This is a genomic window from Lysobacter sp. Root667 (genome assembly GCF_001427715.1).
In the GTDB taxonomy this organism is placed as follows: Bacteria; Pseudomonadota; Gammaproteobacteria; order Xanthomonadales; family Xanthomonadaceae; genus Lysobacter.
Genome location: NZ_LMHF01000009.1, coordinates 825,866 through 843,449 on the forward strand (window position 1 = coordinate 825,866; position 17,584 = coordinate 843,449).

Sequence of the window (17,584 nt, forward strand, 5' to 3'; positions counted from 1 at the left end):
GGATTCGCAAAGCGATGAGACCCGTTTTTACGAATCCCGAATCCCTAATCCCCAATCCCGGAATTTCAGAATGAAATTCAGCGAAAACTGGCTGCGCCAGCACGTGCCGACCGACGCGACCCGCGAGCAACTGGCCGCGACGTTGACCGCGATCGGTCTGGAAGTCGAAGAGGTGACCGCCCTGGGCGAGTCGCTCGACGGCGTCGTCGTGGGCCGCATCGTCAGCGCCGAAAAGCATCCCGAAGCCGACCGCCTGCAGGTCTGCCAGGTCGAGATCGGCGACGGCGCGACCGTGCAGATCGTGTGCGGCGCGCCCAACGCGCGCGCCGGCCTGAAGGCGCCGCTGGCGACCGTCGGCGCGAACCTGCCGGGCGGCATGGCGATCAAGGCCGCCAAGCTGCGCGGCGTCGAATCGTTCGGCATGCTGTGTTCGGCCAAGGAACTGGGCGTGGATCCCGACGCCTCCGGCCTGCTCGAACTGCCGGCCGACGCGCCCGTGGGCGCGCCGCTGGCGCAGTACCTGTCGCTGCCCGACGCCAGCATCGAGATCAAGCTCACTCCCAACCGCGCCGATTGCTTCAGCGTGCGCGGCATCGCCTACGACGTTGCCGCCGCCTGCGGCTCGGCGGTCGTGCCGTTCGACGCCACCCCGATGCCGGCCTTGAACGACGCCACCCTGACGGTCGAACTGGATGCCGGCGCCAAGGTGCCGCGCTTCGTCGGCCGCGTGATCGAAGGCGTCAACGCCGCCGTGGCCACGCCGATCTGGATGGTCGAGCGCCTGCGCCGCAGCGGCGTGCGCCCGATCAGTTTCCTGGTCGACGTGACCCAGTACGTGATGCTGGAACTCGGCCAGCCGATGCACGCCTTCGACCGCGACAGCCTGACTCAGCCGATCGTGGTGCGACCCGCGCGCGCCGGCGAGGAAACCAAGCTGCTCGACGGCCGCACCGTCGCGCTGGATCCGGATTTCCTGGTGGTGTCCGACAGCCAGGGCGGCCACGCTGCGCGCGCGGTCGCGCTGGGCGGAATCATGGGCGGCTACGACACCCGCGTCACCGACGCCACGCGCAACGTGTTCCTGGAAGCCGCGCACTGGATTCCCTCGGCGATCATCGGCTGCGGCCGCAAGCTCGGCCTGCACACCGATGCCGGCCACCGCTTCGAGCGCGGCGTCGACCCGGAACTGCCGCGCCAGGCGGTCGAGGTCGCGACCCGGCTGATCGTAGAGATCGCCGGCGGCGCGCCCGGTCCGGTCATCGAAGCGGTGCTGCCGCAGCACCTGTCGCCGCCGCAGGCGGTGCCGCTGCGGCGCGAGCGCCTGGCCCGGGTGCTGGGCCTGCGCGTCGCCGACAGCGATGTCGAACGCATCCTGCAGGCGCTGGGACTGACGGTCGCCAACACGGCCGAGGGCTGGAGCGTCATCCCGCCCAGCCGCCGCTTCGATCTGGCGATCGAGGAAGACCTGATCGAGGAAATCGCCCGCATCCACGGCTACGACGCGATCCCGACCACGCTGCCCGGCGGCGCCACGCGCCTGATCGCGCCCAGCGAAACCCAGGTCGAATCCGGCGTGCTGCGGCGCCAGCTGGCCGCGCGCGGTTATCTGGAAGCGATCAACTACGCCTTCGTCGACGCCGACCTGCTCGCCGCCTGGCAGCTCAGCGACGGCGCGGTGGCGCTGGCCAACCCGCTCAGCGCCGAACTCGGCGTGATGCGCACCCAGCTGCTGCCGGGCCTGGTCGCCGCGCTCGCACGCAACGCCGCCCGCCAGCAGTCGCGGCTGCGCCTGTTCGAACTCGGCAACGTGTTCGCGACGCGTGCCGGCGAAGCGCCGCTGCAGACCGCGCGCATCGCCGCGGCCGCCTGCGGCGACGCCGGCGGCGAGCACTGGAGCGGCAAGAGCCGCCCGGTCGGCTTCTACGACCTCAAGGGCGACCTCGACAGCCTGGCCGCGCTGGCCGGCGCCCGCCTGGAGTACCGGCCCTCGCAGCCGGCCTGGGCCCACCCGGGTCGCTCGGCCGACGTCTACCGGCTCGATGAGAACGGTCAAGCCCGCCGACTGGGCTGGATCGGCCAGCTGCACCCGCGCCTGCAGCGCGCCCTGGATCTGGACGCCGACGTGGTCGCGTTCGAGCTGGATCTGGCACCGCTGTCGCAGCGCGCCGTACCGCGCGCCGGCACCCTGTCCCGGTACCCGTCCGTCCGCCGCGATCTCGCGTTCGTCGTCGCCGAGGACGCCCCCTGGGCGGCGATTTCGGCCTCCGTTCAGGCGGCTGCGGGCCCGTCCCTGCGCGATCTGGTGCTGTTCGACCGCTACCAGGGCAAAGGGGTGGAAACGGGATTCAAGAGTCTCGCTATGGGCTTGATTCTGCAGGATGAATCACGCACCCTGACTGACCGCGATGTGGAAGAAGTAGTGATCGCGGTGATGGCGGCGATCGAGCGCGACCATGGCGCGAAGATCCGCGCCTGAGCTGCGCATCGTCGGTTGAGAACAGGGGAAACGATGTGGCATTGACCAAGGCGGAAATGGCGGAGCGCTTGTTCGACGAAGTCGGGCTCAACAAGCGCGAGGCCAAGGAATTCGTCGACGCGTTCTTCGATGCGTTGCGCGAAGCGTTGGAGCACGGCCGGCAGGTCAAGCTGTCGGGCTTCGGCAATTTCGACCTGCGCCGCAAGAACCAGCGGCCCGGGCGCAACCCGAAGACCGGCGAGGAAATTCCGATTTCGGCGCGGACGGTGGTGACCTTCCGTCCGGGACAGAAACTCAAGGAGCGGGTGGAGGCCTATGCTGGATCCGGGCAGTAATCGCGAACTTCCGCCGATCCCGGCGAAGCGCTACTTCACCATCGGTGAGGTCAGCGAGCTGTGCGACGTCAAGCCGCACGTGCTGCGTTACTGGGAAACCGAGTTCCCGACCCTCAATCCGGTCAAACGCCGCGGCAACCGCCGCTACTACCAGCGCCACGAGGTGCTGATGGTGCGGCAGATCCGCGGCCTGCTGTACGAACAGGGCTACACCATCGGCGGCGCGCGCCTGCGCCTGGAAGGCGAGGCCGCCAAGGACGAGTCCGCGCTGAGCTCGCAGATCATCCGCCAGGTGCGGATGGAGCTGGAAGAAGTGCTGCAACTGCTGCGGCGCTGAACCTTTGCGGCTATACTTGCCGCCCGCTCGCCAGAGCGGACATCGCAACACGTCGGGGCGTAGCGCAGCCTGGTAGCGCATCTGCCTGGGGGGCAGAGGGTCGTCGGTTCAAATCCGGCCGTCCCGACCAATATGGTTTTCACCGCAACGCCCGGCCCGCGCCGGGCGTTTTGCGTTTTGGGCCGCGCGCTTACGGCGCCTCGACCGTGTAGCCGCGCGCCTGCAGCCGCGCCAGGTAACCGTCGGGCTTGAGCAGTTCGGCGATCGGCAGGCTGGCGAAGCTGGTGCGGTTGCTGAGCAGGGCCCGGTCGGCGCTGCTCAGCCAGCTCTGGACCACGCGCTCGCGCAGGTCGCCGAAGCCCAGGCGCTGGGCGGCGCCGGAGGCGGTGACGGCGCGCAGGCAGACCTCGTATTGATCGCCCTGCGGCAGCGCGCGCAGCGCTTCGATGTCGCCGATCGCCCAGGCGTTGGCGCGTGCGCGCATGGTCTCGATGTCGCTCTCGATCCGGCTCAGGGTCTTGGCGAAGCAGTCGGTGTCGCTGAGCGTGGTGTTGGCGAAGTCCTTGAGCGCGGTCTTGGGGTCCTTGATCTTCACTTCAACCTTGGACGAGGTGATCTTGACCTTGTGCTGCTTGGCGCTGCGCTCGACCACCGGCCAGACGACGCCCTTGAGCGAGAGGTCGGAGCGGCGCATCGCGGCTTCGTACAGTTCCTGCGCGGCGAACACCGGGCGCCATTTCTCGACCCCGCGATCGCTGCCGATGTAGCGCGCCTTGAGCGGCAGCCAGCGCGCGTAGAGCTCGGCGGGCACCACCTCGCGCAGGGTCTTGTCGTCGGGATTGCGGCGCGCCTTCAGCGCCGAGGGGATCAGCAGCATGCTGCGGAACATGCCCAGGTCGGTGCCGATCGACGCCGACGGCGGTTCCAGCACTTCCTGCGATTGCGCGATCGTCGCTTCGACGTCGCGCGACAGCCAGCGCATGTTCTTCGGTATCGGGCTCAGCGTGCCCAGGATCCACAGCACGTGCTCGCCGCGGCTGACCTTCCACATGCCGGGGCCGGGCTGCACGCCGGAGACGACCACGGTGTCGATGTCGCGGATGGTTTCGGCGGCAGGCGCGGCCGGCGGCGTTTGCGCGAGTGCGGCGGGGGCGAGCGATGCGAGCGAGAGCGCGAGGCAGGCGAGCAGGGCAGGGCGCATCCGTTGCGTTTCCGTGGTGACGGGGAGGAGTCCGGAGCCTGCCAGATTCGCGCTTCCCGGCGCAGTGCGGATCGGTGCATGCCGGGTGGGCCGTGCGGATTTCGTTCAGCCAGCGCAAGCGGAGCGCGGCTGCTTCCTGTGGCAGCGACGTAAGTCGCGATTGAGCCCCACCTGATCCGCGCRACCCGGCGACYGGGGGCCGTGCGATTTCAGCCAGCGCAGGCGGAGCGTAGCCGCTTCCTGTGGGAGCGACCTGAGTCGCGATGGGGTTCCACCTGATCCGCGCGACCCGGCGACTGGGGATCGCGACTTACGTCGCTCCCACAGAGAGCTTGCGTCACTGCAACCTACGGTCGGGGCTGCGTGCCGGCGTAGGCGCGCAAGACCTCGTCGCGCAAGTCGGCAGGCAGGGCGTCGTAGTCCGCCGCATGGGTTTCGAACTTGGATGCGAGGTCGGTTGCGGTGTCGTAGCCGGTGGCCACCGCATGCAGGACCAGCAGGGTGCAGAGGGCGAATTCGCGCGGATGATCGGGCACGAGCGCGTTCGCGCCGAGCTCGATCACTTCGTAGGGATGCCAATGCTGGCCCGGTCGCAGTGCGCCGTCCTGCTCGAAGATCACTGTACGCAGGCGCGCAAGTGCGGCTCGGTGTCCTGGCCGTAGTCGAGCGCGGCGATGAAGGCCAGCTCCTCCGCGGTCGCGGTGGCGACCAGGGGGCTGAGCTTCATCGCTGCCTCAGAGCGCCGCGCTGCGCGGCGGCGCTTCCAGCAGTTCCGGCCAGCGCGCAAGCACGGCGCTGCGGATGCCGGCGACGTCGAGGCCGGATTCGGCCAGCAGCTGTTCGCGGCTGGCGTGGTGCTGGAATTCGTCGGGCAGGCCCAGGTGCAGGATCGGCAGGACGATGCCTTCGGCGGCGAGCAGTTCGGCCACGCCGCTGCCGGCGCCGCCGGCGACCACGTTGTCCTCGAGGGTGACGAAGCCGCGGTGGTTCTTGGCCAGTTCCAGGATCAAGCCGCGATCCAGCGGTTTGACGAAACGCATGTTGACCAGGCTCAGGCCGAGCTCGGCGGCGACCTGTTCGGCCGCCGGCACGATCGCGCCGAAGGCGAGCAGGGCGATGTGCTTGCCGCTGCGGCGCAGTTCGGCCTTGCCGATCGGCAGGGTGTCCAGGTTCGGCTGCACCGCGACGCCGGGACCGGTGCCGCGCGGGTAGCGCACCGCGGCCGGGCCGGGATAGCGATGGCCGGTGCTTAGCATTTTGCGGCACTCGTCCTCGTCGGCCGGCGCCATCACCACCATGTTCGGCACGCAGCGCAGGTAGGACAGGTCGAGGTTGCCGGCGTGGGTGGCGCCGTCCGGGCCGACCACGCCGCCGCGGTCGATCGCGAACAGCACGTCCAGGTTCTGGATCGCGACGTCGTGGACCAGCTGGTCGTAGCCGCGCTGCAGGAAGGTCGAGTAGATCGCGACCACCGGCTTGGCGCCTTCGCAGGCCATGCCCGCGGCCAAGGTGACCGCGTGCTGTTCGGCGATGGCGACGTCGAAATAGCGGCCCGGGTATTCCTTGCTGAAGCGCACCAGGCCGGAGCCTTCGCGCATCGCCGGGGTGATGCCGAGCAGGGTGTCGTCGGCCGCGGCCATGTCGCACAGCCATTCGCCGAACACGTCGGTGTAGGTCGGCTTCTTGGCGCCGGGCTTGCTGACCAGGCCCTTCTCGGGGTCGAAGGGACCGACTGCGTGGTAGCCGATCTGGTCGCCTTCGGCCAGCTCGTAGCCTTTGCCCTTGGTGGTGATGATGTGCAGCAGCTGTGGACCCTTGAGGGTCTTGAGCGTCTTCATCGCGCCGAGCAGGGCCGGCAGGTCATGGCCGTCGATCGGGCCGGTGTAATGGAAGCCGACTTCCTCGAAGAAGGTCGAGGGCACGAACATGCCCTTCCAGTGTTCTTCCCAGCGCCGCACGAACTTGGCGGCCGGCTTGCGCTTGTCGCCGAGCAGTTTCTTGCCGCCTTCGCGCAGCGCGTTGAGCGTGCGGCTGCCGGTGAGGCGGCCGAGCATCTTGGTGACGCCGCCGACGTTCTCCGAGATCGACATCTGGTTGTCGTTGAGGATCACCAGCAGGTTCGGCTCGGGATCGGTCATGCCGCCGGCGTGGGCCAGCGCTTCGAAGGCCATGCCGGCGGTCATCGCGCCGTCGCCGATCACCGCCACGACCTTGCGCTCGTCGCCGGCGCGCTGCAGCGCGATCGCCATGCCCAGCGCCGCCGAGATCGAGGTCGAGCTGTGGCCGACGCCGAAGGTGTCGTACTCGGACTCCTCGCGCTTCGGGAACGGCGCGACGCCGTCCTTCTGCTTGACGGTGTGGATATCGTCGCGGCGGCCGGTGAGGATCTTGTGCGGGTAGCACTGGTGGCCGACGTCCCAGACCAGGCGGTCGGTGGGCGTTTCGAACAGCCAATGCAGGGCCACCGTCAGCTCGATCACGCCCAGGCCCGCGCCGAAGTGGCCGCCGACCAGGGCGACCTGTTCGATCAGGTAGTTGCGCAACTCCTCGGCGATCGCGGGCAGCTCGTCTTCGGCGAACTGGCGCAGGTCGGCGGGGGTTTGGATGCGGGAAAGACGCGGGTAGCGCTGCGAATCGATCATTACCGACGGGTTCTGGCGTTCAGTCGGTCATTGTCCCGCCCCTGTGTGAGGCGGGCAAGAAGCGGGTGCGTGGCGGGTTCAGGCGCGGGCCGCGGCCTCGCGCCTGCGATCGCGGCGATCAGCGGCCGCGCAGGCGTCCGAACAGGCCGCCGGCCTTGGCCGGTTCCGCCGGATCGGGCTCGGACTCGGGCTCGGCGAAGCCGGTGGCGAGGTTGGCGTTGACGAAGTCGGCGACGTCGCTGGCCGGCACGCCGCTGGCTTCGGTGATCTCGGCCAGGGTCGCCGGGCCCTTCATCATCACCGTGGCGATGCGGAAGTGCTTGGGGAACTCGCGTTCGGTCTGCGGCCACTTGACCATCTGGTAGCGGCGCTGCGGGTCGTAGCCGGGCGCCAGGGCGCCGTGGCCGGCGAGCAGGCTGCCGAACCAGACCAGGCGCGCCAGCGGCATGGCCTCGCCCAGCGGCGCGATCGCGGCGGCCCAGCTCTTGTCGTCGACGGCTTCGAAATCGGCCGCGGACGGGTTCTTCTCGAAATAGGCCGACAGCGGCTTGAGCGCGGACGGGCCGTAGTACTGGCGCTGCTCGGCGTCGATGAACAGGGGCTCGGCGCCGCGCAGGCGGACTCGGCCGCGCAGACGGCCGGAGGTCAGCCAGACCAGCAGCGATTCGCCGACCGCGGCGGCGGGTGCCGGGGCGGGTGCGGGCTTCGGTGCGGCGGGTGCGGCGGGTGCGGGCGCAGGCGGTGCGGGAGCCGGCGCAGGCGCAGGCGCAGGCGCGGCTGCGACGGGTGCAGGTGCAGGTGCGGGAGCCGGCGCTGGAGCAGCTGCCGCCCTGGGCGCCGGCGCCGGCGTGGGCGCGACCCCGAGCGGAATCTCGACCGCGCGGTCCAGGGTCGGGATCGGTTCGGCCGGCGCGGGCCGGGGCGCGGCGGGCGCCGGGCTCGGCGCGCTGGCGATCGCGGGCGGCGCCGGCGCGGGTTCCAGCGGCTGCCCGGCCTGGGTCGCGATCTCGCGTAACAAATCGCCGATAGCGTTGGCGTCGAACGGCTGGGCGAGGCGGTAGTCGGCCTGGGTGCGCGGGGCGCTGGTCAGCGCGATCACGCTCTTGCCCGCGGCATGCAGGCGCAGCCAGCTCATCGGGCCGTACATGCTGTCCATGTCCACGACGACGTAGTCGGCCTGGCTCTCGGGCAGCAGCTGCCAGCGCGCGCCGAGGCGGGCGTTGGCATCTTTGAAGGCCGCCTGCAGTGCGGTCTCCGTCGCCGGGTCCATTCCGGTCAGACCGAGGGTCAGAGCCATCGTTGCGTCGTCCATCTTTTCTGTGGTGGACGAGTGTTGCGGACAGCCATCACCTCGTCAACGCGCGCAACGCGTCGCAAACCAGCGTTCTTCGGCAGGTGCGCGTTTAGCGAGCGGTAGAGCGCGACGGGCGTCACGGCTTGGCCTTGCGCGGTACGGCCGTATCGACGGCCAGGGCTTGCGCCGTTCAGGCGGGTAGACGCGCCTTCTTGGGCAGCTGGTTGCGCAGGAAGGCCATCTGGTCGGCGAGGATGTTGCGGTTCGACAGGATCAGGTGCTCGACCCAGCTCGGCCGGTACGGCACCGCGAGCAGCGGCATGCCGGCCTGCTGCGGGGTGCGGTTGCCCTTGCGCGAATTGCAGTGGAAGCAGGCGGCGACCACGTTCTCCCAGATGTCGCGGCCGCCCTTGGACACCGGGATCACATGGTCGCGGGTCAGGTGCGGGCGGTTGAAGTCGCGGCCGCAGTACAGGCACAGGTAGTCGTCGCGCGCGAACAGGGCGGCGTTGGTCAGGGCCGGGGTCGGGTCGAGCGCATGGGTACGGGCGTGGCCGCGCGCGGCCACGATCGGATGCAGTTCGATCAGGCTCTGCTCGCCGCTGAGGCGGCTGGTGCCGCCGTGCACGCGCAGGCAGGGGTCGCCCAAGGTCCAGGCCACCGCGCCGCGCACGTAAAGGCAGGTCGCTTCCTGCCAGTTCATCCAGTCGAGCACGCGGCCATGCGCATCGAGCGACAGGAGCCGTACCGCATTGAGGCGGTCGCTGGGCGGGCGTGGGTGCGCGTAGCGCTGGGCGAGGTCCAAGCCAGAGACGCCGAGGACTTCCGGCTCACGCAGCAGTCGCTCTGCGTGGGTTCCGGTTCGGACCAAGCGTAGGCTCGCTCTATGGGTCTCCATCGGGATATCAGCTTATACCCGTTTGATGACGTTTTGGGTAGCTGGCGCGGGCGCGATGCCCGCTGCGCGGCCGTCCGTGGCCGCGCGGGTGCTGTTGCGATCAGACGTCGAAGGCGTCGGCGTCGAGCGCGGTCAGGGTCGAGGCCGGCGCGGCGATCGCCGCGGCGTGGGCGCGGGTGCGCGGTAGCAGGCGTGCGAAGTAGAAGCGCGCGGTCTCGCGCTTGCCGGCCTTGAAGCGCTCGGACTGAGAGGAGGCTTCGCTGGCGGCGACGCTGCGCGCCCACCAGTAGGCCAGCGCGACGTAGCCCGAATACATCAGGTAGTCGTAGGCGGCCGCGCCGACTTCGTCGGCGTCGGCGACCGCACGCTGGCCGATCTGCATGGTCAGTTGCTGCCATTGCGCGGCCTGTTCGCGCAGCGGGCCGATGAATTCGGCGACCGCGGCGTTGTCGGCGTTGGCGGCGCAGAAGGTTTCGATCTCCTCCAGCATCACGCGCAGACCCGCGCCCTGCAGCTGCATGACCTTGCGGCCGAGCAGGTCCAGGGCCTGGATGCCGGTGGTGCCTTCGTACAGGGTGGTGATGCGGGCATCGCGGGCGAGCTGTTCCATGCCGTGCTCGGCGATGTAGCCGTGGCCGCCGTAGCACTGCAGCGCGTGGTAAGTGCATTCCACGCCCCACTCGGTCAGGCAGGCCTTGACGATCGGGGTCATGAAACCGACCAGCGCATCGGCGCGTTCGCGTTCGGCGGCGTCGGGCGCGTGGTGGGCGACGTCGACCAGCAGCGCGCCGTGGTAGCCCATCACCCGGCCGCCTTCGACCAGGGCCTTGCAGGTCAGCAGCATGCGGCGCACGTCGGGGTGGACGATGATCGGATCGGCCGCCTTGTCGGGGAATTTCGCGCCCGACAGCGCGCGCATCTGCAGGCGTTCGCGCGAATAGGTGAGCGCGTTCTGCAGGGCGCGGTCGGACAGGCCCAGGCCCTGCAGGCCCACCGCGAGGCGGGCGGTGTTCATCATGGTGAACATCGCCATCAGGCCCTTGTGCGGCTGGCCGATCAGATAGCCCTGGGCGCCGTCGAAGTTCATCACGCAGGTGGCCGAGCCGTGGATGCCCATCTTGTGTTCGAGCGCGCCGCAACGCACCGCGTTGGCGGCGCCGATGCCGCCGTCGCGGGAGACCTGGACCTTGGGCACCACGAACAGCGAAATGCCCTTGCTGCCGGCAGGCGCGTCCGGCAGGCGCGCCAGCACCAGGTGGACGATGTTGTCGGTGAAGTCGTGCTCGCCGGCGGTGATGAAGATCTTGGTGCCGGTGATCGAATAGCTGCCGTCGGCGTTGGGCTCGGCGCGGGTCTTGAGCAGGCCCAGGTCGGTGCCGCAATGCGGTTCGGTCAGGCACATGGTGCCGGTCCAGCGGCCTTCGATCAGCGGCTTGAGGAACACCTCCTGCTGCCAGGCTTCGCCGTGATGCAGCAGGGCCTCGGTGGCGCCGTGCGAAAGCAGCGGGAAGTTGCCCCAGGCCAGGTTGGCGGCGTCGATCATTTCCTTGAGCGGCACGCCGGCCGCGTGCGGCAGGCCCTGGCCGCCGAATTCGCTGGGCGAGACCAGGCCGGCCCAGCCGCCTTCGACGTACTGCGCATAGGCCTGCTTGAAGCCCGGCGGCGTGGTCACCGCGCCGCTGGCCTTGTCGTAGCTGCAGCCGATCTCGTCGCCGACGCGGTTGAGCGGAGCGAGCACGGTTTCGGTGAAACGCGCGCCTTCGTCGAGTACGGCGTCGAGCACGTCGCGCGTGGCATCGGCGAAGCCCAGGCGTTTGAATGCGGCTTCGGCGCCGAGCACGTCGAACAGGGCGAAACGCATATCGGCGAGGGGGGCTTTGTAGGTGCTCATAGGCTGGGATTCGTGATTAGGGATTCGGGATTGGCGAAAGCGAAGAAGCAGGGGTCAGGACGGGGGTGCGACTCCCGAATCCCGAAGCCCCGATCGCGGCCGTCAGCGCAGCACGCCGGGCAGGCCGGGCGCGGGACTCAGCGCGCTGCTGCGGTCGACTTCGAAGTTGCGCTGCTTCTTGGCTTCGTCCGGGGTGGCGTCGATGCTGCCCTTGAGCGTGTAGGACACGCTGCGGCCGCTCGCGAGCGCGTCGGCGACGGCGAGCTTGGCCGCGCCGGTGGGCCGCAGGTTCACCGCGATCACGTCCGCCGATTCGGGGCCGATCGACAACGCCGGCGTGCCTTGCAGGCGGCCGGCCTCGTCGCTGCCCAGGCTCAGGGCCAGGTCGAAGCGGTCGAAGCGCATCGGGATGCTGCTGAAGTTCTCGATCCGCAGCTCGGCCGACCAGCTGCCGTCGGCGCGCACGGTCAGCTGCTGGATGCGCGCGGACGGCTCGGACACGCGACGTACCGGTCCGCCGACGCAGGCGGCCAGCAGCAAGGCGCAACTCGCCAGGGCCAATCCACGAGTCCAACGCATCGCCTTCATGCTGCCGCTCCGCCGTAAGCCGTTATGGGAGGCCGAGGATACTACGGCGTAGGGTGGGGGATGCTGCCGTGGGGGGAGCGATGCAGGCCGGCGAGTGCCGAGCCGATCGCCCTCGCTCCCCGTTGGATGGGGAGGCGGCTGCGGTCGATCCTGGGTGTGGGACTGCCGTCCTCTTTGTGGGGGGCAGTCGCTTCGGCTCCAGAGGCGTTTGCACGGCCGATCCGGTTGCACCGCCTGGCTGTTCCCCCTTCGCAAAGGAGGAATTCGCTCCAACCTAGTCGACCAGGCCCTTGCGCAACGCATACCGCACCAGTTCGGCGGTGTTGCGCACGTCCAGCTTGTCGAGCACGCGGGCGCGGTGGTTTTCGGCGGTCTTGACGCTGATCGTCAGCTCGCGCGCGATTTCCTTGGTGGTGTGGCCTTCGGCGATCAGGTGGAAGACCTCGCGTTCGCGCGCGGTCAGGCGGCCGTAGGGATCGCCGAGGTCGCGCTCGGGATGCTGCAGTTGCTCGGCCAGCGCGCGTGCCGCCTGCGGGCCGAAGTAGCCGTGTCCGGCATGGACGCCGCGCACCGCGGCCAGCAGTTCCGAGGCGGCGCTGTCCTTGACCATGTAGCCGGAGGCGCCGACGCGCACCGCCTGCAGCACGTATTCGTTTTCCTGGTGCATGGTCAGCACCAGCACGCGGGTGTCGGGCAGGGCCTCGCACAGGCGGCGCACGACTTCGATGCCGTTGAGGCGCGGCATCGAGATGTCGGTGATGACCACGTCGGGGCGGGTCGCGACCGCCTTCTCCAGGGTTTCCAGCCCGTCCGCGGCCTGGGCCACGACCTGGACGTCGCCCTCGGCCTGCAACAGCCCGACCAAACTCTCCCGGACCATCGTGTGGTCGTCGGCGATCAGTACGCGCACGGTCTTGGTCCCCATGGCTCTACGCTGCTCGCGTGTCCGACGCGCGTCAAGCGTCGGCGTTCAAGGAGGCGACAAGGGCACGCGCACGCTCAGGCGCAGGCCTTCGCCGGGGGCGCTGCGCAACTGCAGCACCCCGCCGTACAGGCGCAGGCGCTCGCGCATGCCGCCCAGGCCGCTGCCGCCGCCCTGCACGGCCTGTTCGAGCTCGCAGCCGCGGCCGTCGTCGTGCACGCGCAACTGCAAGCCTCCGTCGCGCGCGGTCAGGTGGACGCGAACCAGCTGGGCCTGAGCATGTTTGGCGGCGTTGTTGAGCGCTTCCTGGGCGACCCGGAACAGCAGCGTCTGCAGTTCGCCGTCCAGCGCTGGCAGGGCTTCGATCTCGAGCTCGATGCGCACGCCGCTGGCTTCGGCCTGGCTGCGCACCAGCCAGCGCAGCGCCGCTTCCAGGCCGAGGTCGTCGAGGATCGGCGGACGCAGCAGGCGCGACAGTTCGCGCGTGTCCTGCAGGGTGTCGCCGCACAGCGCCAAGGCCGCGGCTAGGGTGGCGTGGGCGTCGTCGCGGGCGGGCGGCAGGGCGGCGTCGAGCTGGTCCAGGCGGTGCTTGAGCACGGTCAGGTTCTGGCCGATGCCGTCGTGCAGTTCGCGCGCGAGGCGGCGGCGTTCGTCCTCCTGCACGCGCCAGACCGCGCGGCCGAGGCGGCGGAATTCGCGCTCGTTGCGCTCCAGGCGTTCGAGCAGGTCCTGGTATTGCCGGCGCAGGGTCGAGAGTTCGTCCATGGCGACGGCTCAGGGCTCGCGCGCCGGGTGCGCGCGGTCCAGGCGCGCGATCTGCGGCGCGGCATCGAAGCCGCTGCGCAGGGTCGTGGGCAGGTGTTCGCGCACGCGTTGGAGCGCGGCCACGGCGTCGTCGCGGGCGTGGGCGGCGGCGCCGGCATCGCCGGCCAGGCTCAGCGCCTGTGCGCCGAGGTCGTGCAGGCGCAGGGCGCCGGCGTAGTCGCCGCGTCGCAGCAGCGGCACCACCTCGCGATAGCGTTTCACCGCGCCGGCCGGGTCGCGCGCGGCCAGCGCCTGGACCATCGCGGCTTCCGCCCAGTCCAGGCGCAGCGCGGTGTGGCCGAGCGCGACCACGTCGGCGCCGAGTCGGGGTTCGCTGGCGCCGGCTTTCATCGCTTCCAGATCGACCTGCAGCCGCAGCAGGCGCACGCCGGAGGCATCGGCGTAGCGGCGCGCCTCGGCCAGACGCTGCGCCGCGACCTTGGCGTCGCCGGCGCGGCGGGCGAGTTGCGCGCGCAGCAGCGCATCGATGCCGCGTTGTTCGGCGGGCGCCTGCGCGACCGGTTCGGCGATCGCGTCCAGGGCCTTGGCCGCTTCGCCGTCGGCGCCGGCGGCGATCAGGGTTTGCGCGCGCAGCAGTCCGGCATCGGCGATGCCGCGCGGATCCTGGCGCTGGCGGAACAAGGCTTCGGCCTTGCCGGCCTGGGTCAGCGCTTCGTCGTAGCGACCCTGCAGCAGCGCCAGTTCGGCCAGGTTGCGGCGGCTGACCGCGGCTTCCTCGACCATCTGTTCGCGTTCGGCGTCGCTCAATGCGCGTTCCAGCTGTTCGCGCGCGGCGTTCCATTGGCCGCGCGCGATCGCGAGCTGGCCGAGGTTCTGCGCGGTGCGGATGCGTCCGGTCTGGTCGCCGAGCTTTTCGTAGGCGCCGGCCGACTGCGACAGATAGGCCTGGGCGTCGTCGTAGGCGCCGAGTTGGTAGTGGGCGAAGCCGATGTCGTTGAGCGCCTGCGCGGTGCCCTGGGCGTCGCCGGTCTGCTGCCAGCCTTGCAGGGCGAGCCGGAACGCAGCCAGCGCGGCCGGATAGTCGCCGCGTTCTTCGGCCAGCAGGCCCAGCTCGTTGTCGACCGCGGCCAGGCCGTGGCGGTCGTCCAGGGCCAGGTGCAGTTCGCGCGCCTGCTGCAGGCTGGCGGCGGCTTCGTCGTAGCGGCCCGACAGCGACAGCACGTTGCCGAGGTTGCGCAGGCTGGTGGCCAGGCCGCGGCGATTGCCGACCGCGCGCCGCAGTTCCACGGCTTTGCGGTATTGCTCCTGGGCCTGATCGTTCTGGCCCAGGCGGCTGTAGCCGATGCCGAGTGCGTTGACGGTTTCGGCCTCGCCGTAGCGGTTGCCGCTGCGCTTGTAGAGCACCAGCGCGCGCACCAGGTAGTCGTCGACCGCGCGCCGGGCCTGGCCGTGCAGGATCGAGAACTTGCCCAGTTCGTACCAGGCGCGCGGGTCGTTGGCGTCGCGCGCGGTCAGGCTTTGCAGTTGTTTGACCGCGCCGGCGAGATCGCCGCCCGCGCCCAGGGTGCGGCCGAGTTCGAGTTCGGCACGGGTGTCGTCGGGGGTGGACTGCAATTGCGCGCGCCATTGCGCGGCCGCGGCTTCGGCATCGCCGTCGAGCAGGGCGCGTTCGGCGGCGAAGCGGCGGCGTAGCGTTTGCGGCGCATCGGCGGCGACGCGCTGGCCACGTTCGAGCGCGTCGTAGGCGGCGTCGAGATCGCCGATCGCCTGCGCCGATTCGGCCACGCCCAGCCAGGCCGGAGCGAAGGCGGGCGCGACCTCGATGGCCTTGCGGAACGCCGCCATCGCTTCCACCGGCGCGCTGTCCTGGCGCGCGCGCAGGCCGTCGCCGTAGGCGTCGAGCGCGGCTGAGGCGGGCAGGTTCAGGGCGAGCGGTGCGCTCAGGCCGAGATCGCGACGGAAGCCGGCATCGGCCGGCAAGGCTGTGAATGCGGCGAGCGGATCGGCGCCGCGACCGCTGCTGCGATGAGCGCCGCCGCGCTCGTCTTCGAGTTCGGCGTCGGCCAGCCAACCCTGGCCGTCACGACGCAGCACCACGTGCAGCATGCGGTCGGCGCCGACGGTGCGGCGCAAGGCATCGGAGTCGAGCCGTGCGCTGCCGGTGGGATCGAGCTGGCGCAATGCCTGCTGGGTACGGTCCTCGTCGACCACGGCCAGGCCCGGCACGCCGGCCAGGGCGCTGCGCAATTGCGCGGCGAGGGCGACGCGACGTGCGGGCGCGAGCTGGGCCTCGTCCGGCGCATCGATCGGCAACACCAGCAGGCGGTGCAGCGGCGCGACCGCGGCCACGCCTTCGGGCACGGCCGGAGTTTGCGCGCGCCACAGCCAGACGCCGGCCGCCGACGCGAGCGCCAGCGCCGCGGCCAACGCGAGCCAGGCGCCGCGGCGCGGCCGGTAGTCGCGCGCGAGCTTGCGCTGTTCGAGCGCGCGCACGACCTCGTCGGCGCTGCGCAGGCGGTGCGCGGGTTGCGGGCGCAGCAGGCGGTCGACCAGGCGCGCCAGCCACGGCGGCGTCTGCGGCCGTTGCCGGGTCACCGGCGCGGGCGCGCGCAGCATGCGTTGCGCCAGCACCTCGTGCACGGTGCCGCCGGCGAAGGGCATGGCGCCGGCGAGCATTTCGTACAGGATCAGGCCGAGCGCATAGAGATCGCTGCGCGCATCGACCGCTTCGCCGCGCGCCTGTTCCGGCGACAGGTAGTCGGGCGTGCCGACCACCGCGCCGGACTGGGTCAGGCCGGTGCTGGCGAGCGAACGGGCGACGCCGAAGTCGGTGATGCAGGCGTCGCCGGCGCGATCGACCAGGACGTTGGCCGGCTTGAGGTCGCGATGGATCACGCCGCGCGCATGCGCGGCCGACAGGCCCTGCGCGACCTGGCGCGCGATCCGGATCGCGTCCTCGATCGGCAGCGGGCCTTCGCGGTCGAGCTTGCGGTCCAGCGCTTCGCCGTCGATGTAGTCCATGCCGATCAGCCATTGGCCGTCGTGCTGGGCGAGGTCGTGGATGCGCACCACGCGCGGGCTCGACACCTGGCGCGCCATCAGCAGTTCCTGGCGGAAGCGCTCGAAGGCGTCGGCGCGGGTGGCCAGTTCCGGGCGCAGCAGCTTGAGCGCGACGGTCACGTCCAGGGTCAGGTCGGTGGCGCGGTAGACCACGCCCATGCCGCCGACGCCCAGCACCGACTCGATCCGGAAGCGCCCGGCCAGCACCGTGCCCGGCGCCAGCCGCTGCTGCGCGTAGAGCCCGGTGGCGGTCGCCGCGGAAGGTTCGGTCATGGTGTGCTTCCGTGCGGGCCTGCGACTATCGTGCTCCAGCGCGGGGCGTCGTCGAGCGCTTCGACCGCGCTGCGCGCCAGCAGCCACAGCGCCGCGCTCTCGGCGAAGGCGCTGAGCAGTTCCAGGTCGAACTCGGTGATCGGTTCGCCCGGGCTGCGGCGGTCGGCGTAGATCGCGCCCAGGGTGCGCGCGCCGTCCAGCAGCGGCAGGCAGACCAGGCTCTTGAGGCCGCCGTCGACGATCGACGCGCGGTCGGCGGCCCAGTCGCTGCGCGCGACTTCGTTGACCACCACCGGCTTGCGCAGCGACAGCGCGCGCTGGACCGCGCCGACGCTGCCGCAGAACACCCGCGAACGCAGCGCGGCCGGGTCCAGTACCACGCTGGCGCGCACCGAGTAGTCGTCGCCACTAGCCAGGAGCAGGAAACCGCGGCTGCAGTCGGCCAGCTCGACCACGCCGCGCAGCACTTCCTCGGGCAGGCGGTCGGGGTCGGCTCCGGCTTCGACCCGGCGGGTCAGCGCGAGCGAGAAATCGCGCCGCTGCTGTTGGCGCAGGCGCAGGCCATTGCTTTGGGCTTCGTCGAACTCGGCGAAATCGCAGTGGACGTCGCCGAAGCGCAGCCAGGACGGCGCCGCCAGCGCCGAGTCCTCGACCGCGATGCCGTCGGCGTAGCTGCCGTTCTTGCTGCCCAGGTCGTGCAGGCGCCACTGCTTGCCGTCGTGGTGCAGTTCGGCGTGGGCGCGCGAGACCGAGGGGTGCTCCAGGACCAGGTCGCAATCGCCGGCGCGGCCGATGCGCAGACGCCCGCCCGCGGCGATCCAGCAGGTGATCGCTGCGGTTTCGGGCGGGTAAGCGATCAGGCGCGCCGGCATGGGCGCATCTTAAGCGCGGCCGGCGGCCTC

Annotated in this window: 14 protein-coding genes and 1 tRNA gene; 4 read left to right on the top strand and 11 right to left on the bottom strand. The window is 70.7% G+C overall.

Translation table 11 applies throughout. The features are described 5' to 3' along the window. Positions 1-70 precede the first annotated feature (70 nt). From pheT to ASD78_RS07315, 4 genes are all read left to right on the top strand, one after another. Positions 71-2,476, top strand: a complete 2,406-nt coding sequence (pheT, locus tag ASD78_RS07300) for a phenylalanine--tRNA ligase subunit beta (protein ID WP_056099601.1) — start codon at positions 71-73, stop codon at positions 2,474-2,476. 35 nt (positions 2,477-2,511) lie between these two features. Continuing rightward, a complete protein-coding gene (ihfA, locus tag ASD78_RS07305) occupies positions 2,512-2,811 on the top strand; it encodes an integration host factor subunit alpha (protein ID WP_055902738.1) in 300 nt (99 codons plus the stop codon). Continuing rightward, on the top strand, positions 2,792-3,148 hold the full coding sequence (locus tag ASD78_RS07310; RefSeq protein ID WP_055902735.1) for a MerR family transcriptional regulator: 357 nt from the start codon (positions 2,792-2,794) through the stop codon (positions 3,146-3,148). Before ihfA ends, ASD78_RS07310 begins: the two co-directional genes overlap by 20 nt. 53 nt (positions 3,149-3,201) lie before the next feature. Then, a tRNA-Pro gene (locus ASD78_RS07315) sits at positions 3,202-3,278 on the top strand. Between the two features lie 60 nt (positions 3,279-3,338). Here the strand turns inward: ASD78_RS07315 and ASD78_RS07320 are convergent. The 11 genes from ASD78_RS07320 to ASD78_RS07370 all read right to left on the bottom strand — a co-directional run bounded on the left by ASD78_RS07320 (position 3,339) and on the right by ASD78_RS07370 (position 17,554). Further along, positions 3,339-4,349: a TraB/GumN family protein gene (locus tag ASD78_RS07320; protein ID WP_056099604.1), complete on the bottom strand. Its 1,011-nt coding sequence runs from the start codon at positions 4,347-4,349 to the stop codon at positions 3,339-3,341. 347 nt (positions 4,350-4,696) lie between these two features. Continuing rightward, positions 4,697-4,969: a hypothetical protein gene (locus tag ASD78_RS07325; protein ID WP_056099607.1), complete on the bottom strand. Its 273-nt coding sequence runs from the start codon at positions 4,967-4,969 to the stop codon at positions 4,697-4,699. 114 nt (positions 4,970-5,083) lie between these two features. After that, the gene (gene dxs / locus ASD78_RS07330; protein WP_056099610.1) at positions 5,084-6,991 is read right to left on the bottom strand and encodes a 1-deoxy-D-xylulose-5-phosphate synthase; all 1,908 of its coding nucleotides are present in this window, start codon (positions 6,989-6,991) and stop codon (positions 5,084-5,086) included. 118 nt (positions 6,992-7,109) lie between these two features. Next, a complete protein-coding gene (locus tag ASD78_RS20615; protein WP_156087618.1) occupies positions 7,110-8,288 on the bottom strand; it encodes a hypothetical protein in 1,179 nt (392 codons plus the stop codon). A gap of 187 nt (positions 8,289-8,475) precedes the next feature. Next, complete coding sequence (locus ASD78_RS07340) at positions 8,476-9,090, bottom strand: HNH endonuclease (protein WP_235565810.1); 615 nt, start codon at positions 9,088-9,090, stop codon at positions 8,476-8,478. A 193-nt stretch (positions 9,091-9,283) separates the two neighbouring features. After that, entirely contained in the window at positions 9,284-11,074 is a 1,791-nt protein-coding gene (locus ASD78_RS07345) for an acyl-CoA dehydrogenase C-terminal domain-containing protein (RefSeq protein WP_056099616.1), read from the bottom strand. A 102-nt stretch (positions 11,075-11,176) separates the two neighbouring features. Next, complete coding sequence (locus ASD78_RS07350; protein ID WP_055903945.1) at positions 11,177-11,653, bottom strand: LEA type 2 family protein; 477 nt, start codon at positions 11,651-11,653, stop codon at positions 11,177-11,179. 283 nt (positions 11,654-11,936) lie between these two features. Beyond that, positions 11,937-12,587, bottom strand: coding sequence for a response regulator transcription factor (locus ASD78_RS07355; protein ID WP_055902718.1), 651 nt, complete (start codon positions 12,585-12,587; stop codon positions 11,937-11,939). A gap of 45 nt (positions 12,588-12,632) precedes the next feature. Beyond that, positions 12,633-13,349 carry a sensor histidine kinase gene (locus ASD78_RS07360; protein WP_055902712.1) on the bottom strand — a complete coding sequence of 239 codons (717 nt, stop codon included), beginning with the start codon at positions 13,347-13,349 and terminating at the stop codon, positions 12,633-12,635. A 9-nt stretch (positions 13,350-13,358) separates the two neighbouring features. Next, entirely contained in the window at positions 13,359-16,682 is a 3,324-nt protein-coding gene (locus ASD78_RS07365) for a serine/threonine-protein kinase (RefSeq protein WP_082575476.1), read from the bottom strand. After that, complete coding sequence (locus tag ASD78_RS07370) at positions 16,679-17,554, bottom strand: FHA domain-containing protein (RefSeq protein WP_056099620.1); 876 nt, start codon at positions 17,552-17,554, stop codon at positions 16,679-16,681. Before ASD78_RS07370 ends, ASD78_RS07365 begins: the two co-directional genes overlap by 4 nt. Positions 17,555-17,584 lie beyond the last annotated feature (30 nt).

Excerpts from the sequence above, each read along its gene's own strand:
- pheT (WP_056099601.1), top strand. The coding sequence starts at position 71 with ATGAAATTCAGCGAAAACTGGCTGCGCCAGCACGTGCCGACCGACGCG.
- ASD78_RS07310 (WP_055902735.1), top strand. The coding sequence starts at position 2,792 with ATGCTGGATCCGGGCAGTAATCGCGAACTTCCGCCGATCCCGGCGAAG.
- ASD78_RS07320 (WP_056099604.1), bottom strand. The coding sequence starts at position 4,349 with ATGCGCCCTGCCCTGCTCGCCTGCCTCGCGCTCTCGCTCGCATCGCTC.
- dxs (WP_056099610.1), bottom strand. The coding sequence starts at position 6,991 with ATGATCGATTCGCAGCGCTACCCGCGTCTTTCCCGCATCCAAACCCCC.
- ASD78_RS20615 (WP_156087618.1), bottom strand. The coding sequence starts at position 8,288 with ATGGCTCTGACCCTCGGTCTGACCGGAATGGACCCGGCGACGGAGACC.
- ASD78_RS07345 (WP_056099616.1), bottom strand. The coding sequence starts at position 11,074 with ATGAGCACCTACAAAGCCCCCCTCGCCGATATGCGTTTCGCCCTGTTC.
- ASD78_RS07350 (WP_055903945.1), bottom strand. The coding sequence starts at position 11,653 with ATGCGTTGGACTCGTGGATTGGCCCTGGCGAGTTGCGCCTTGCTGCTG.
- ASD78_RS07355 (WP_055902718.1), bottom strand. The coding sequence starts at position 12,587 with ATGGGGACCAAGACCGTGCGCGTACTGATCGCCGACGACCACACGATG.
- ASD78_RS07360 (WP_055902712.1), bottom strand. The coding sequence starts at position 13,349 with ATGGACGAACTCTCGACCCTGCGCCGGCAATACCAGGACCTGCTCGAA.
- ASD78_RS07365 (WP_082575476.1), bottom strand. The coding sequence starts at position 16,682 with ATGACCGAACCTTCCGCGGCGACCGCCACCGGGCTCTACGCGCAGCAG.
- ASD78_RS07370 (WP_056099620.1), bottom strand. The coding sequence starts at position 17,554 with ATGCCGGCGCGCCTGATCGCTTACCCGCCCGAAACCGCAGCGATCACC.